This is a genomic window from Prevotella sp. P5-64, from assembly GCF_002251285.1.
Taxonomy (GTDB): Bacteria; Bacteroidota; Bacteroidia; order Bacteroidales; family Bacteroidaceae; genus Prevotella.
The window spans coordinates 63,604-79,479 of record NZ_NPJK01000076.1; the positions used below are offsets into that span (position 1 = coordinate 63,604).

The following is a 15,876-nucleotide window of genomic DNA, read 5'->3' on the forward strand; positions in this document are numbered from 1 at the left end:
AATTATCAAAAGAATAGCCATTTTATTGCACAAACATAGGGGTAGTGTGCATGCGAATGTCGTTTTTATACGAAAAAATTTGCCAGAATGATAAAAAATGTGTTCCTTTGCAGCCAGAATTTTTAATAATACGTATTTTTAACAATTTAAATTTTACAATTATGTCAGAAATTGAAAGCAAAGTTAAAGAGATTATCGTTGACAAACTCGGTGTTGAGGAAGAGAATGTAACTCCAGAAGCAAGCTTCACCAACGACCTGGGTGCCGACTCTCTGGATACCGTTGAGTTGATTATGGAATTTGAAAAGGAGTTCGGTATCAATATCCCCGACGACAAGGCTGAGACCATCCAGACTGTAGGCGACGCCATCAAGTACATCGAGGAGAACGCAAAATAAATGGAGCTTAAGAGAGTAGTAGTAACAGGTCTTGGTGCCGTTACCCCATTGGGCAACTCCCCCGAAGAGACATGGGCTGCCATGGTCGAGGGTAAAAGCGGCGCCGCACCTATTACACAGTTTGACGCGTCTCTGTTCAAAACCCAGTTTGCTTGCGAGGTAAAGAACCTTAACGTCAATGATTGGATTGACCGCAAGGAGGCCCGCAAGCTCGACCGTTACACCCAGCTGGCACTTATCGCCGCCATGCAGGGTGTAAAGGACTGTGGTCTTGACCTTGAGACTGCCAACAAGAACCGCATCGGAGTAGTATTTGGTGTGGGTATCGGTGGTATCAAGACTTTTGAAGAAGAGGTGACTTACTATGGTAAGCACCCTGAGAATGGACCTAAGTTCAATCCTTTCTTCATCCCCAAGATGATAGCCGATATCGCATCAGGACATATCTCTATCCACTTCGGTTTCCACGGTCCCAACTACACCACAACATCAGCGTGCGCTTCTTCGACCAATGCGTTGGCTGATGCGTTCAACCTTATCCGTCTGGGTAAGGCCGACATGATAGTAAGCGGCGGCGCCGAGAGCGCCATCTGCGCTTGCGGTGTAGGCGGTTTCAACGCCATGAAGGCGCTGTCTACCCGCAACGACGACCCTGAGCACGCTTCGCGTCCGTTCAGCGCCAGCCGTGATGGATTTGTGATGGGCGAGGGCGCCGGCTGTCTCATACTCGAGGAGCTGGAGCATGCCAAGGCCCGTGGTGCCAAGATATATGCTGAGATGGTAGGCGAGGGCGAAAGCGCCGACGCATATCATATCACCGCATCGCACCCCGAGGGACTGGGCGCCAAGCTCGTTATGGAAGCCGCTCTTGAAGATGCGGGTCTGAAGCCCGAGGATATTGACTACATCAATGTACATGGTACATCGACCCACGTGGGAGATATCTCTGAAGCCAAAGCCATCAAGGAAGTGTTCGGCGATGCTGCCTTCAAGCTCAACATCTCATCGACCAAGTCGATGACGGGTCACTTGCTGGGTGCTGCCGGTGCTGTAGAGGCTATGGCATGTGTACTGAGTGTCATGAACGACATCGTGCCTCCTACCATCAATCACGAGGAGGGCGACGAAGATCCTGAACTCGATTATTCGCTGAACTTTACGTTCAACAAGGCACAGAAGCGTGAGGTACGTGCTGCTCTGAGCAATACGTTCGGATTTGGCGGCCACAACGCTTGTGTTATCTTCAAGAAATATGCTGAATAATTTAATTGACCGAATAAAGCTCTCTTTCCGCAAGGACAAGGAGCTTTATTCGTCTTTATACGCCATTCTCGGCTTTTATCCCCGCCATATCGACAACTACAAGATGGCGCTCATGCACAAGAGCATCATGCACCGCAACAGCAAGGGCAAGCCCGTCAACAACGAGCGGCTCGAGTTTCTCGGCGATGCCATTCTCGATGCCATTGTGGGCGACATCGTGTACCATCATTTCCCCGGCAAGCGCGAGGGATTTCTTACCAATACCCGTTCCAAACTCGTTCAGCGTGACACCCTCAACAAGCTGTCGCAAGAAATGGGCATAGACCAGCTCATCCTCTCCAACGGTCATAGTGCCTCGCACAACAGCTATCTGGGCGGCAACGCTTTTGAAGCACTCGTCGGTGCCATCTATCTCGACAAGGGTTACAAGGGATGTATGGACTTCATGCAACAGCGTATCCTTGGCAAGATGATTAACATCGACAAGCTGGCTTATAAAGAGGTGAACTTCAAGAGCAAGCTCCTCGAATGGAGTCAGAAGAACAGGGTCAACGTAAGTTTCGAACTGCTCAGCCAGAAGGTCGACAGCAACGGCAGCCCTATGTTTGACTACCGCGTGGTTATCGAGGGCGTCAACGGATGCAACGGCCAGGGCTACAGCAAGAAGGAGAGCCAGCAGCTCGCCTCCAAGCTCACGCTCGAGAAGCTGCGCCGCGAGCCTCAGTTTATCGACCAAATCTTTGCGGCCAAGACCAATCGCACCAAGATGGAAGAGGAGCCTGTAGAGACTGTGCCCGACACCGCCGAGAAGCAGGATTTCATCATCGCCGTCGAGTCGGCCCCCGCCGAGCCTCGTCAGCGAAAGTCCAGAAAGCCAGCCGTTTCCAAGGAACAACCCGCCAAGGAAGCTGCCGATGACTCCGACGAGTTTGACTTGAGCGACATCTCTGCGCGAGCCATGAGCCGCGAGGAGATAATAGCCGCCGCCGAAGCCGAAGCCTTCGGAGGAGAGTAGGGGAGTGCCCGCTCCACTTCTGCCATCAGTCACAGGGTGGACAACGATTACTTATAGAGGAGAGTTGATTACCATAAGGTTGAAATCAATTACTCACGAGGGGATGCTAATCTCCATGAGACAGTAGCCAGCCATCCCGATGCAGTAGCCTGTCATCTCGAAGCTGTAGATTGACATCTCGGTGCAGTAGCCGATTGCCAGAAAAAGGATGACAGCCACCCCCAGGCAGAAGCCAATGACAATAGCCCCAGGACAGACGATAATCGTCGCTGTCCTGGGGCTATTGGCGTAGATGGAGGTGACTCCCACGCCCAAAGTCCCTCATAAAAATGTAGCAATAGCCATAAAAGTCCCTCATAAAAGTGTGGCGGTATGCGCAAAAGTCCCTCATAAAAGTGTGGCGGTATGCGCAAAAGTCCCTCATAAAAGTGAGGTGATGCGCTCCAAAGTCCCTCATAAAAGTGCGAGCAGCCCATAGACTATCCAGTCTCTCTTCATGATACTCACGGCACTTGTCCTGTTCACTTCCCCACGTTTATTTTATATTAAAAATGGTAAATAATTGTGCTATGTGAAAGAAATCGGTTAACTTTGTATGATTAATTGGCAATTACATACACATGAGTTTAACCCGTATAGCAAGCATGGCTTTTTTGCCGCGACAGAAGAGTCTTGAGAAGCATTTTACCACTCCTGACGAGCTGCAGGAACGTGTACTCAGATATCTTATCTCCAAGGGAAAGAATACCGAATATGGCGCCAGCCATCACTTCGATGAGATAAGAACTTATACAGATTTTGCCGCCAATATTCCCGTCAATACTTACGAAGAGCTGAAAGGCGATATAGACCGTATGCGTCATGGTGAGAAGAACGTGCTGTGGCCCGGTACCGTCAAGTGGTATGCCAAGTCATCCGGAACCACCAACGACAAGAGCAAGTTCATCCCCGTCTCTGCCGACGGACTCAAGAACGTCCATTATCAGGGCGGCACCGACGTCGTGGCCATGTATCTTCAGAACAACCCCAACTCCCGCCTCTTCGACGGCAAGGGCCTGATACTCGGAGGCAGCCACTCACCCAACTACAATCTCAGCGGCTCGCTCGTGGGCGACCTCTCCGCCATACTGATTGAGAATATCAATCCTCTGGTCAACCTCGTGCGAGTGCCCCAGAAGAAGACGGCGCTGCTGTCCGACTTCGAGGTGAAGCGCGACCTCATCGCCCGCGAGACGATGCACAAGAACGTCACCAACCTTTCGGGCGTGCCCAGCTGGATGATGTCTGTGCTGGTGCGCGTGCTCGAGTTCACCGGCAAGCAGCACATCAACGAAGTCTGGCCCAACCTTGAGGTCTTTTTCCATGGCGGCATAGCTTTTACCCCTTACCGCAAGCAGTACGAGCAGATTATCACATCGCCCGGCATGCACTATATGGAGACCTACAACGCCAGTGAGGGATTTTTTGGCATCCAGAACGACCCCTCCGACCCATCGATGCTGCTCATGCTCGACTACGGCGTCTACTACGAGTTTATCCCCATGGACGAGTTTGGCACCGACCGCCCCACCGTCCTGCCATTGAGTGGGGTAGAGGTAGGCCGCAACTACGCCATGCTTATCTCCACCTCCTGCGGACTGTGGCGTTATCTCATCGGCGATACCGTCCAGTTTACCTCGACACGCCCTTACAAGTTTGTCATCACCGGCCGCACCAAGTATTTCATCAATGCCTTCGGCGAGGAGCTCATCATGGACAATGCCGAGAAGGGCCTCCAGTATGCCTGCGAGCAGACTGGCGCTCAGGTGAGCGAGTATACCGCCGCCCCAGTCTATATGGACGCCCGTGCCAAGTGCCGCCACCAGTGGCTCATCGAGTTCAGCCGTCAGCCCGACAGCCTCGACCATTTCGCCCATGCCCTCGACGAGCGTCTGCAGCAGCTCAACAGCGACTATGAGGCCAAGCGCTTCCACGACATCACCCTCCAGCATCTCGAGGTCATCGAGGCGCGCCAGGGACTCTTCAACGACTGGCTCAAGGCCAAAGGCAAGCTGGGCGGACAGCACAAGGTGCCCCGTCTGAGCAACAGCCGCAAAAATCTCGACGAACTGCTCCAACTTAACGGTAACAACAAGTCAAACGACAATGATAAATAAGAGGTTTACGCCTGTCAGCCGCTGCGCCTTTGCCGCGGTTGTCGCCATAGTGCTTCTGACGGTCATGGCGGCGTGTGCCCGCATGGGCCAGCCCGACGGCGGATGGTACGACGAGACCCCGCCCCGCATACTCTCTGCCAGCCCAGCCGACAAGTCGGTCAATGTCAGCAGCAAGAAGATATACATCAACTTCGACGAGTATATCCAGATAGAGAACGCACAGGAGAAGGTCATCGTCTCGCCGCCCCAGATGGAGCAGCCCGACATCAAGAGCCAGGGCAAGCGCATCATGGTACAGCTCCGCGACACGCTCCAGCCCAATGTCACCTACACCGTAGACTTCTCTGATGCCATCACCGACATTACCGAGAACAATCCTCTGGGCAACTACACCTACAGCTTCTCCACCGGCGAGGCCATCGACACCATGGAGGTCGCTGGCTATGTGGTCGATGCCCAGAACCTCGAGCCCGTCAAGGGCATCCTCGTGGGCCTCTATGCCAACCTGGCCGACAGCGCCTTCACCACGCTGCCTATGGCGCGCGTGGCCCGCACCGACGCCACCGGACGCTTTGTCGTCAAGGGTGTAGCCCCCGGCAGCTACCGTGTTTACGCCCTCGAAGACGCCGACGGCAACTTCCTTTACAACCAGAAGAGCGAGAAGATGGCCTTCGCCACCGCAGTTGTGGTGCCCACCTTCAAGCAGGACATCCGCCAGGATACCATCTGGCGCGACTCGCTCCACATCGACTCCATCATCCAGGTCGGCTACACCCATTTCCTCCCCGACGACCTGGTGCTCCGGGCCTTCACCACCACCCTTACCGACCGCTATCTGGTCAAGACCGACCGTACCCAGGCCGACCGTTTCACCCTCTTCTTCAGCTACGGCGACAGCCTGCTGCCCCGCGTGCGTGGCCTCAATTTCGATGCCACCCACTCGCTCATAACCGAGGCCAGCGAGCGCCGCGACACCATCACCTACTGGCTACGCGACACGGCTCTCGTCAATCAGGACACCCTGCGCATGGAGCTTCAGTACCAGATGACCGACACCACCGGCGTGCTCACCCTCCAGACCGATACCCTCGAGCTGCTCGCCAAGACCCCCTATGCCCAGCGCATCAAGGACAAGCAGAAGAAGCGCGACGACTGGCAGAAGGTGCAGGACAAGGCCAAGAAGCGGGGCAAGCCCTATCTCGAGGTGATGCCCCCCGAGGCCCTCGAGGTCAAGTATGAAAGCGTATCGCAGACCGACCCCGACCGTAACATCCGCTTCACCCTCGCCGCGCCTGTAGCCCGCATCGATACCAGCCTCATCCATCTCTACGCCAAGGTCGACACCGCCTGGTATCAGTCGCGCTTCATGCTCAGAGAGGTTCAGGGCGAGCCCCGTACCTACGAGATAGTGGGCGAGTGGCGCCCCGACCGCGAGTACAGCCTCGAGGTCGACAGCATCGCCTTCACCGACATCTACGGGCGTGTCTCCACGTCCAAGAAGATAGGCTTCAAGGTCCATTCGCTCGACGACTACGGCTCGCTCTTCGTCAACATCGCAGGCATGGAGGGCCGCAGCGTCATCTGCCAGCTCCTCAACATGCAGGACGCTCCCGTCAAGGAGGTCACCACCACCACCGGCACCGCCGAGTTCTTCTATGTGAAGCCCGATACCTACTATCTGCGCATGATAGTCGATGCCAACGCCAACGGGCGCTGGGACACCGGCGACTACGCCACCCTCCAGCAGCCCGACGAGGTCTACTACTATCCCGAAGAGATAGTCTGCAAGGCCAAGTGGGACATCACCCAAGCCTGGAACCCCACTGCGCGCGAGCTCTATCGCCAGAAGCCCGCCAAGCTCATCAAGCAGCGCAGCGAGACCCGCCGCAAAATTGTAGGACGCAATGCCCAGCGTGCCAAGAATATGGGCATACCCTATAATCCCAATATGTGATAACGATATGAAAAAGTATAGAATCCTTATGGCATCACTGATGATGGTCATGGCTGTAGCAGCCCATGCCCAGTGTGCCTTCCACAACGACGCCTTCAAGTCGGGTGAGTTTCTCACCTACAATCTCTATTATAACTGGCAGTTTGTATGGGTCAAGGCCGGCAACGCCTCGATGTCTACCGTCCAGAGCCGCTACAACGGCCACCCCGCCTATCGTGCCAGCCTCACTACGCGTGGCAACAACCGTGTCGACCAGATGTTTGTGCTCCGCGACACGCTTCTCTGCTACAGTTCGCTCGACATGGAGCCCCTCTACTTCCGCAAGGGAGCCCGCGAGGGCAAGCGCTACGGCGTCGATGAGGTCTTCTACTCCTACCACGACGGCAAGGTCAAGCTGCGCCAGCACCAGCTCACCAGCAGTGGCGAGCACCTATGGGCCCACCGCACCGTCTCCCACTGTGTCTACGACATGCTCAATATCTTCCTGCGTGCCCGCTCGTTCAATCCCGAGGGCTGGAAGTCTGGCCACGAGATAGATTTCCCCATTGCCGACGGCAAGAACATCAGCCCCGCGCGTCTGCGCTATTCGGGCAAGGTCAAAATCAAGGCCGACAATGGTATCAAATACCGCTGTCTCAAGCTCTCTTACCTCGAGAAGGAAGACGGCAAGTACAAGCGCATCGTAGACTTCTATGTTTCCGATGACAAGAACCACATCCCCGTGCGCCTCGACATGTTTCTCAAGTTCGGTGCAGCCAAGGCGTTCCTCGTGAGCATGAAGGGACTGCGCAATCCGGTCACCTCAGCCGTAAGATAACCGCTATGGCAAAAGACGACAAGGGGCTCACCCCGATGATGAAGCAGTTCTTCTCCCTCAAGGCCAAGCACCCTGAGGCGCTGATGCTCTTCCGCTGCGGCGACTTCTACGAGACCTACTGCGAAGACGCCGTCACCGCCTCGCGCATACTGGGCATCACCCTCACGCGCCGCAACAACGGCGGCCAGGCAGGCAGCATGGAGATGGCAGGCTTCCCCCATCATGCCCTCGATACCTATCTGCCCAAACTCATCCGAGCCGGCAAGCGCGTGGCCATCTGCGACCAGCTCGAAGACCCCAAGAAGAAGCGTGAACAGCTCAAGGGAAAGAAGGGACTCACCGAGATGGACAAGATGGTGAAGCGTGGCATCACTGAGCTCGTCACCCCAGGTGTGGCGATGGGCGACAACGTGCTCAACTATCGCGAAAACAACTTCCTGGCTGCAGTCCACTTCGGCAAGACATCATGTGGAGTCAGCTTTCTCGATATCTCTACCGGCGAGTTCCTTACCGGCGAGGGCAATTATGACTATGTAGAGAAGCTCTTGGGCAACTTCCAGCCCAAGGAGGTGCTCTACGACCGCGCCCGCAAGACCGACTTCGAGACGCGGTTTGGCAACCGCTACTGCGTCTTCGAGCTCGACGACTGGGTGTTTACCGAGCAGACTGCCCGACAGAAACTCCTGGGCCATTTTGCCACCAAGTCGCTCAAGGGATTTGGCGTAGACCATCTCCACAACGGCGTCATAGCCGCCGGAGCCATCATGCAGTATCTCGAGATTACCCAGCACACCCATATCGGCCACATCACCTCTCTGGCCCGCCTCGAGGAAGAGAAGTATGTGCGCCTCGACGGCTTCACCATACGCTCGCTCGAACTGCTCCAGCCCATGCAGGAAGACGGGCGTTCGCTGCTCGATGTCATCGACCGCACCGTCACCCCTATGGGCAGCCGCATGCTGCGTCGCTGGCTGGTCTTCCCGCTCCGCAATATCGACCCCATACGCAAGCGGCTCGACATGGTCGACTGCTTCTTCCGTTCCCCCGACTTCCGCATGCTGGTCAACGACCAGCTCCATCGCATAGGCGACCTCGAGCGCATCGTCTCCAAGGTGGCAGTGGGCCGCGTGTCGCCCCGCGAGGTCGTCCAGCTCAGGCACGCCCTCGTGGCGATAGAGCCCATCAAGGACGCCTGCTCCCACTCCGACAATGTCACCCTGCAGCGCATCGGCGAGCAGCTCAATCTCTGCGAGAGCCTGCGACAGCGCATAGAGAGCGAGATACAGCCCGACCCGCCACAGCTCGTGGCCAAGGGCGACGTGATAGCCACTGGCTACAGCGCCGAGCTCGACGACCTGCGCAACATATCGCACAACGGCAAGGAGTATCTCATGCAGATTCAGGAGCGCGAGATTGAGCAGACGGGCATCACCTCGCTCAAGGTGGGTTACAACAATGTGTTCGGCTACTACCTCGAGGTGCGCAATACCTTCAAGGACCGCGTGCCTGCCGAGTGGGTGCGCAAGCAGACGCTGGCACAGGCAGAGCGCTACATTACCCAGGAGCTCAAGGAGTACGAAGAGAAAATTCTGGGCGCCGATGAGAAGATTCTCGCCCTCGAGCAACAGCTCTTCGCCGAGCTCATCTCGGCCATGCAGGAGTTCATCCCCCAGATACAGATTAACGCCAACCTCATCGCCCAGCTCGACTGCCTCATGGGCTTTGCCAAGGTGGCCGAAGACAATCACTACGTGCGCCCGGTGGTCGACGACAGCGTGGAGCTCGACATACGCCAGGGCCGACACCCCGTGATTGAGCAGCAATTGCCCGTGGGCGAGCGCTTCGTGCCCAACGATATCTATCTCGACGACGACAAGCAGCAGATAATCATCATCACCGGACCCAATATGGCCGGAAAAAGCGCTCTGCTGCGTCAAACCGCCCTCATAGTACTGTTGGCCCAGGTGGGATGCTACGTGCCCGCAGAGAGCGCGAAAATAGGCTTGGTGGACAAAATTTTCACCCGAGTGGGTGCGTCAGACAATATTTCGCTCGGCGAGTCCACTTTTATGGTCGAAATGACCGAGGCTGCCAACATACTCAACAATGTCACCGAGCGCTCGCTGGTGCTCTTCGACGAACTGGGACGTGGCACCTCTACCTACGACGGCATCAGCATAGCCTGGGCCATCGTCGAGTACCTCAACCAGAATGCCAAGGGACGCCCCCGCACGCTCTTTGCCACCCACTATCATGAGCTCAACGAGATGGAGCGCCAGCTCCCCGCCATACGCAACTACAATGTAAGCGTCAAGGAGGTTGGCGACAAGGTTATCTTCCTGCGCAAGCTCGTGCCCGGTGGCAGCGAGCACTCCTTCGGTATCCATGTGGCAGAGATAGCCGGTATGCCCAAGAGCATCGTGCGCCGCGCCAAGGTTATCCTCAAGCAGCTCGAAGCCGACGGGGCAAGCGTGGGCAACGCCGATGCCGCCGCCATCAAGAACATAGGCGACGACCGCGAGGGCATGCAGCTCAGCTTCTTCCAGCTCGACGACCCGGTGCTCTCGCAAATCCGCGACGAGATACTGGGGCTCGACATCAACAACCTTACGCCCGTCGAGGCGCTCAACAAGCTCAACGAAATCAAGAAGATACTCAAGGGCAAGTAGATTTGCCCCATCCAGAAAGGCAGTGCTTACAGGCGCTGCCTTTTTTCTGCCCCTCTCCCGATGGCTCGCTGTCTCCGCAGCTCTGCCCACCATCGCCCCATCCCTTCTCTCTATATCCACCACTCTGCTATCCATCTCTGTGGGCATGGGAATGGCCTCTGCTGCGCCCGAGGGCGTCTTGGCGCGGCTGGAGACCATGTCTGTCGGCTTCTGGTTAACTACCTTTTACGTTCCCGTTAACTCTATTTCACTTAATTGGTTTGGTGGTGTCGCTGTTAACCACTTACTTTGCAAATGTCATCATCTTCATCGGGTTAGTCGTTACCGATGCCGAGACGGAGATGGACTCGGCTGGCTCGTGACGTATGATACGAGGCCACGTGCCTATTGATACGAGCGCTCGTAACAAATGATACGAGAGCACGTGACATAAGGCACGAGCCGCCAGCGGTGGTCAGCACGCGGGCCAAAGCCCTTACGCCGGCGCCGTCTGTCATGGCGCGCCCCGCAGACCATGAAGCGCGGGGCATGGAAGTCATTGGAAAGGTTATCCTAATATTCACCCTTAAAACTGAAACAACAATGAAAAAGTCGATTTTGTGTTTGCTGTTTGCCATTGCCGCTATGGCGTGGGCAAACGATGCTGCGGCGCAGCAGTGTAAGAAAAAGGTGACTCCCAGAGTGGAGTCGACTGTAGCCAAGGGCAAGATGCCCCCACGGTGGCTGCTCAACAAGGTGACGCCGGCGCAGTATGACACGCTTGTGGCGCTCAACCGCCTCTGCATGGTAGACTACTCGATGCTCAAGGGCTATAAGGTGACGCCCCAGATGGTGGAGAAGGTGATGGGCCAGGCACGCAAATATATACGCGAGGCTATGGACCGCCACGATGGCGTGGTGCCTCGCGTGGGGTGGACGACCCTCGTCACGAAGACGCTCACTACGTGGAGCGACAAGACGGAAAAGGGCACCCGCACGGTGGAATATCTGCTCTGTTCGTCGGCCGACGGCTATGATGTCCATCTGCTGCTGCGTGCCACCCTGCAGCGCGACCGCCAGACGGGTGGTTACCGCTCTGTGGCTTACGAACTGGTGCCCTACAGCGTGCAGGGCATGCCTGTAGAGGTCAAGAGTCCTCGCGTCTATGCTGGCGGAACCGCCCCCGCCGCTCAGCTGGAGTGGGGCAAGGATGGCAAGTCTCCTTACTATGCCGTTAACGCTACTCTGGACTTTACCGACCCTCTCGGAGCCAAACACCGCGAGCAGATAAACGTAAGCGTCGCTCTCTGTCTTGGCAGATAGGCTGCTGCGACGAGCCACGGGGGCTCGACATCAACAACCTCACGCCCGTCGAGGCGCTCAACAAGCTCAACGAAATCAAGAAGATACTCAAGGGGAAGTAACTATCGGCTCCCCCATATACGCCAAAATCCCATACCTTGGAAGTAAGGTATGGGATTTTTGGCATATATTGCGCGGCCCGTCATCGCTGTATATGCGAGGCAGCCAGCCGCAATCCTGTCAGATTATTGGCCTGAGCGCAATAGTCACGGCCATTATACCATCTGAGACACCTGAAGTTTCCGCCACGTACTACATGCCTATGGTCGGGCTTATTGCTGACGCAGGGCGATGGATTAGGGCCCTGTGGATTAACTTGAGCCTTCTTGCTGTGCGATGTGCGCCATATATCACTGCATATCTCATCAACATTGCCCGTCATGTCGTACAGGCCCAGTACATTGGGAATGAGCTGACCCACAGCCTGTGGATGGCGCAGGTTGTCGCCCCACCAGGCAACCACCTTGGCAGAGCCGTCAACCAGTTCGTGTCCGCTATAACGCTCTACAGGTTCGCCCCGACCACCTATACACGCATACTCCCACTCTGCCTCGGTGGGCAAACGGAACTGCTGACCGCTAAGGGCATTGAGCTTACTGATAAACAGCTTGATGTCGCTACAGCCGACATTAGTTACAGGCTGGCTGGCATCGTCTTGGTTCTCCGAAGGGTTCACGCCCATTACGGCTTGCCACAATGCCTGGGTTACTTCGTACTTACACAGATAGTAACTGTCTAACGTTACCTGGTGGGGAGCCATCTCCTCGGGCGGTATATAGTACTGGCGCAGTTCGGGAAAGACAAAACCCATAGTAAAGGTACCTGCGGGCACCTGTATCATGTCGCTGACCAACTTAGCTATCAACTCGCTGCGGGACGATGGCTGTGGGGCAGTGTCCAGATGGATGCTGACAGGCTTAGGCAACTGACTTAGAGCCAGGCGGATGCCCGTTCCGGTAGGACGTCTGGTATTGTCCCCGATGTAGAAGCCTGTACGCTCGTAACTGCCCAGGTCAGTAATGTCGTAGAAACAGCCACGGTCCACGCGGTAGTCCTTCTGCGATTTAGCATCCAGATACTCTGCACCACCCTGATTTGCACAGAGTTCACTTACGTTGCCCGTCATGTCGTAGAGACCCAGGGCATTGGGCTTGAGCATACCTACCGCGTGCGCACGGAGGTCGCTGTTCCAGTAGATCCACCCTACCTCCTTGGCGTCATCGCTGCCACTGTACTTATAACGGCGTGGCGATTTGCCCTCATCGTAAGCCCACTGCCATTCCTCCTCGGTAGGCAAACGGAACTTGAGTCCAGTTATCTGGTTGAGGCGATAGATGAACAGCTGGGCCTCGTCCCAATAAAAACCCTCTACGGGCCGATTGCCCACAGTATGCTGCGAGGGATTGGAGCCCATCACGGCCTGCCACAACTGCTGCGTCACCTCGTACCGACACAGATAGTAACCGGCCACCGTGGCGCTATAGGCTGCCGGACATTTGCCGGTATAACCAGGATAGAAGTTGCGGTCGTACATAGTGAACGTTCCGCCAGGGATATACACCATGTCGGCTATCAGCTTCTCTATTACCTGGGTGGGAGTCATCTCCACTGGGGGCGGGTCTTCCCTCTTTGTCACCTGGTTTTTTACTTCAACAGGCTCCTTGGGCTCGGGCTTAGGTTCCACCTTTCGCTCTACCCGTTTCTTGGGCTTGGGGGCTGTCTTGGCTTTAGCCTTGGCGGTATGCTCAGTCTTGTCCTTTGGCTTCTTCACCTGAGTCTGCTGTCGGATAATGCCCTGCGCATCCATACTGATGGTCCATGCCAGTGCCAGCATGATGAGAATACATTGTTTCATACGTGTTTTAAGTTATAGTAATATAGATGGTCCAAACCTGGCGCCATAAGCCTGCTTAATGGCTGAGGTGCAGCCTATCTTCTACAAAGGTACATCTTTTTTGAATACCGACAGCCTTTTTTCCGTTTTTTCTGACATGGTGAGAGTCATTTACTTCCATCACGATGAAAATGAAAATCGCCGCGGCTATCCTGTTAACAAGATAACCGCGGCGACGGGGTACTTATATCAGTGGGCTGATGGCTGCCGGCTTACTGCCGTGCCTTGCGCAGAGCGCGGCGCATGCACACGATGCCTATGATGATGAATGGCACAGAGAGCAGTTGGCCCATATTGAACAGCATGTCGTGCTCGAAAGCCTCCTGCACGTCCTTGGTATACTCTATCACAAAGCGGAAGCAGAAGATAAGCGTCAGACAGAGTCCGAAGAAGAAGCCCGTGCCTGCCCACTCTTTGTGCTTCTTGTAGAAATGCCATCCCACAAAGAAGAAGAGGAAGTAGGCGATGGCCTCATAGAGCTGTCCGGGGTGGCGGGGCATCTGGTCTACGCGCTCAAAGATGAACGCCCAGGGCACATCGGTAACCTTGCCGACTATCTCTGAGTTCATCAGGTTGCCCAGGCGTATGAAGCAGGCGGTGATGGGGGTGGCTATGGCTATGTCGTCGAGCACCTGCCACAGGTTCATGTGGGTGCGACGGTAGTAGCACCACAGCGCCAGCATCAGTCCCAGCGTGCCTCCGTGGGAAGCCAGTCCCTCGTAGCCCGTGAAGATGACGGTGCCGCCGGTGAGGCTGTAGAGCATGCCGCCATGGGCGAGGGGAGCGCCATCGACAAACTTGATGGGCAGCAACATCTCTATCACGTGCTGCCAAGAGGAAAGGAAATAGTGGGGTTCGTAGAAGATACAGTGACCAAGACGAGCTCCCATGATGATACCCACAAAGCAATAGAGGAAGAGTGGGTCAAAATACTCGTCCTTGACGCGCTGGTCGTGGTAGAGCCATCTCACGAGGAAGTAGGCGAGGGCCAGTCCGGTAAGCCAGCACAGTCCGTACCAGCGCACATCAAACGGCCCGAGATGCAGCGCTGTCGTATCGGGGTTCCAGAGGATAAAGTTGAGCAGACTTGTCATAGCTTGATGCGTTATACGTTGAACCGGAAGTGCATGATGTCGCCGTCCTGGACCACATACTCCTTGCCCTCGATGCCCAGCTTGCCGGCTTCGCGTACGGCAGCCTCAGAGCCATACTGGATGTAGTCGTCGTACTTGATGACCTCGGCACGGATGAATCCCTTTTCAAAGTCGGTGTGTATCACGCCGGCACACTGGGGTGCCTTCCAACCCTTGTGATAGGTCCATGCCTTGACCTCCATCTCTCCGGCGGTGATGAATGTCTCGAGGTTGAGCAGACTGTAGGCCTTCTTGATGAGACGGTTTACGCCGCTCTCCTCCAGTCCCAGCTCGTCGAGAAACATCTTCTTGTCGTCATAGGTCTCGAGCGACGCGATGTCTTCCTCGGTCTTGGCGGCTATCACCATGGCCTCGGCGCCCTCTGAAGCGGCTATCTCTTCTATCTGGCGTGAGTACTGGTTGCCCTCCTTGGCGCTGGCCTCGTCTACGTTGCACACATAGAGCACGGGCTTGGTGGTAAGCAGAAACAGGTCGTGGGCGGCCTGCTGCTCCTCCTTGCTCTCAAAGGTCACCGAGCGGGCGTTGCGGCCCTGCTCCAGCGCCTCCTTGTAGGCTTCGAGCACGGTCACCAGCACCTTGGCGTCCTTGTTGTTGCCTATGGCTGCTATCTTTTGGTTCTTGGCGAGCTGGGCCTCGATGGTGTCGAGGTCTTTGAGCTGCAGCTCGGTGTCGATAATCTCCTTGTCCTGCACGGGATTGACGGGAGCACCGCCCTCGCGCACCACATTGTCGTCGTCGAAACAGCGGATGACATGGATGATGGCGTCGCACTCACGGATGTTGCCCAAAAACTTGTTGCCCAGTCCCTCGCCCTTGGAGGCACCCTTTACCAGACCGGCTATATCTACAATCTCGCAGGTGGCGGGCACAATGCGGCCGGGGTGTACTATCTCTGCCAGACGGGTGAGTCGGTCGTCGGGGACGGTAATGACGCCTAAGTTAGGTTCTATCGTACAGAAAGGGAAATTGGCTGCCTGCGCTTTGGCACTCGACAGGCAATTGAACAGCGTAGATTTTCCCACATTAGGAAGGCCTACGATACCACATTTTAATGACATATCTTATTATAAACGTTTATTTCCAGAGTACAAAGGTAGTGCAAACCGAAGAGATTACAAAATAAATTTATTTATTTTTAATCTTGAGGTGCCGCCTACCTTCACGGCGTAGCCGTAGTGGTAGTGCAAACCGCAGACAATGCAAAGAAAAAACGCA

General features: G+C 55.7%; 12 protein-coding genes. 8 read left to right on the plus strand and 4 right to left on the minus strand.

Going from position 1 to position 15,876, the window contains the following annotated elements; genetic code table 11:
• Positions 1-161: 161 nt before the first annotated feature.
• From CIK87_RS13305 to rnc, 3 genes are read left to right on the plus strand one after another with little or no spacing between them, the layout of a single operon-like run.
• A complete protein-coding gene (locus CIK87_RS13305) occupies positions 162-398 on the plus strand; it encodes an acyl carrier protein (RefSeq protein ID WP_022310954.1) in 237 nt (78 codons plus the stop codon).
• Positions 399-1,661 carry a beta-ketoacyl-ACP synthase II gene (fabF, locus tag CIK87_RS13310; RefSeq protein WP_094387564.1) on the plus strand — a complete coding sequence of 421 codons (1,263 nt, stop codon included), beginning with the start codon at positions 399-401 and terminating at the stop codon, positions 1,659-1,661.
• Positions 1,651-2,676 (plus strand): ribonuclease III, encoded by a 1,026-nt coding sequence (rnc, locus tag CIK87_RS13315; protein WP_094387565.1) that lies wholly within the window; start codon positions 1,651-1,653, stop codon positions 2,674-2,676. The genes fabF and rnc overlap by 11 nt, the downstream gene beginning before the upstream one ends.
• Positions 2,677-2,769: 93 nt before the next feature.
• Here rnc and CIK87_RS13320 read toward each other — a convergent pair whose 3' ends face one another.
• Positions 2,770-2,991, minus strand: a complete 222-nt coding sequence (locus CIK87_RS13320) for a hypothetical protein (protein WP_094387566.1) — start codon at positions 2,989-2,991, stop codon at positions 2,770-2,772.
• Between the two features lie 305 nt (positions 2,992-3,296).
• Here CIK87_RS13320 and CIK87_RS13325 point away from each other — a divergent pair, with 305 nt between their 5' ends.
• From CIK87_RS13325 to CIK87_RS13345, 5 genes are all read left to right on the plus strand, one after another.
• Positions 3,297-4,832, plus strand: coding sequence for a GH3 auxin-responsive promoter family protein (locus CIK87_RS13325; protein ID WP_094387567.1), 1,536 nt, complete (start codon positions 3,297-3,299; stop codon positions 4,830-4,832).
• Positions 4,822-6,786, plus strand: coding sequence for an Ig-like domain-containing protein (locus CIK87_RS13330; RefSeq protein ID WP_094387568.1), 1,965 nt, complete (start codon positions 4,822-4,824; stop codon positions 6,784-6,786). Before CIK87_RS13325 ends, CIK87_RS13330 begins: the two co-directional genes overlap by 11 nt.
• Positions 6,787-6,793: 7 nt before the next feature.
• Entirely contained in the window at positions 6,794-7,603 is an 810-nt protein-coding gene (locus tag CIK87_RS13335) for a DUF3108 domain-containing protein (protein WP_094387569.1), read from the plus strand.
• 5 nt (positions 7,604-7,608) lie between these two features.
• On the plus strand, positions 7,609-10,272 hold the full coding sequence (gene mutS / locus CIK87_RS13340; protein ID WP_094387570.1) for a DNA mismatch repair protein MutS: 2,664 nt from the start codon (positions 7,609-7,611) through the stop codon (positions 10,270-10,272).
• A 582-nt stretch (positions 10,273-10,854) separates the two neighbouring features.
• Positions 10,855-11,574 carry a hypothetical protein gene (locus tag CIK87_RS13345; protein WP_022310961.1) on the plus strand — a complete coding sequence of 240 codons (720 nt, stop codon included), beginning with the start codon at positions 10,855-10,857 and terminating at the stop codon, positions 11,572-11,574.
• A 181-nt stretch (positions 11,575-11,755) separates the two neighbouring features.
• On the opposite strand, the gene CIK87_RS13350 is transcribed toward CIK87_RS13345, so the two are convergent.
• The 3 genes from CIK87_RS13350 to ychF form a co-directional block, all read right to left on the minus strand.
• Complete coding sequence (locus tag CIK87_RS13350) at positions 11,756-13,468, minus strand: formylglycine-generating enzyme family protein (protein WP_094387572.1); 1,713 nt, start codon at positions 13,466-13,468, stop codon at positions 11,756-11,758.
• A 251-nt stretch (positions 13,469-13,719) separates the two neighbouring features.
• The gene (gene lgt, locus CIK87_RS13355) at positions 13,720-14,601 is read right to left on the minus strand and encodes a prolipoprotein diacylglyceryl transferase (RefSeq protein ID WP_094387573.1); all 882 of its coding nucleotides are present in this window, start codon (positions 14,599-14,601) and stop codon (positions 13,720-13,722) included.
• A gap of 11 nt (positions 14,602-14,612) precedes the next feature.
• Complete coding sequence (ychF, locus tag CIK87_RS13360; RefSeq protein WP_022311234.1) at positions 14,613-15,719, minus strand: redox-regulated ATPase YchF; 1,107 nt, start codon at positions 15,717-15,719, stop codon at positions 14,613-14,615.
• Positions 15,720-15,876 lie beyond the last annotated feature (157 nt).

Coding starts and splice junctions, on each gene's coding strand:
- CIK87_RS13350 (WP_094387572.1), bottom strand. CDS start 13,468: ATGAAACAATGTATTCTCATCATGCTGGCACTGGCATGGACCATCAGT.
- CIK87_RS13305 (WP_022310954.1), top strand. CDS start 162: ATGTCAGAAATTGAAAGCAAAGTTAAAGAGATTATCGTTGACAAACTC.
- rnc (WP_094387565.1), top strand. CDS start 1,651: ATGCTGAATAATTTAATTGACCGAATAAAGCTCTCTTTCCGCAAGGAC.
- mutS (WP_094387570.1), top strand. CDS start 7,609: ATGGCAAAAGACGACAAGGGGCTCACCCCGATGATGAAGCAGTTCTTC.
- CIK87_RS13345 (WP_022310961.1), top strand. CDS start 10,855: ATGAAAAAGTCGATTTTGTGTTTGCTGTTTGCCATTGCCGCTATGGCG.
- ychF (WP_022311234.1), bottom strand. CDS start 15,719: ATGTCATTAAAATGTGGTATCGTAGGCCTTCCTAATGTGGGAAAATCT.
- CIK87_RS13325 (WP_094387567.1), top strand. CDS start 3,297: ATGAGTTTAACCCGTATAGCAAGCATGGCTTTTTTGCCGCGACAGAAG.
- lgt (WP_094387573.1), bottom strand. CDS start 14,601: ATGACAAGTCTGCTCAACTTTATCCTCTGGAACCCCGATACGACAGCG.
- CIK87_RS13330 (WP_094387568.1), top strand. CDS start 4,822: ATGATAAATAAGAGGTTTACGCCTGTCAGCCGCTGCGCCTTTGCCGCG.
- CIK87_RS13335 (WP_094387569.1), top strand. CDS start 6,794: ATGAAAAAGTATAGAATCCTTATGGCATCACTGATGATGGTCATGGCT.
- fabF (WP_094387564.1), top strand. CDS start 399: ATGGAGCTTAAGAGAGTAGTAGTAACAGGTCTTGGTGCCGTTACCCCA.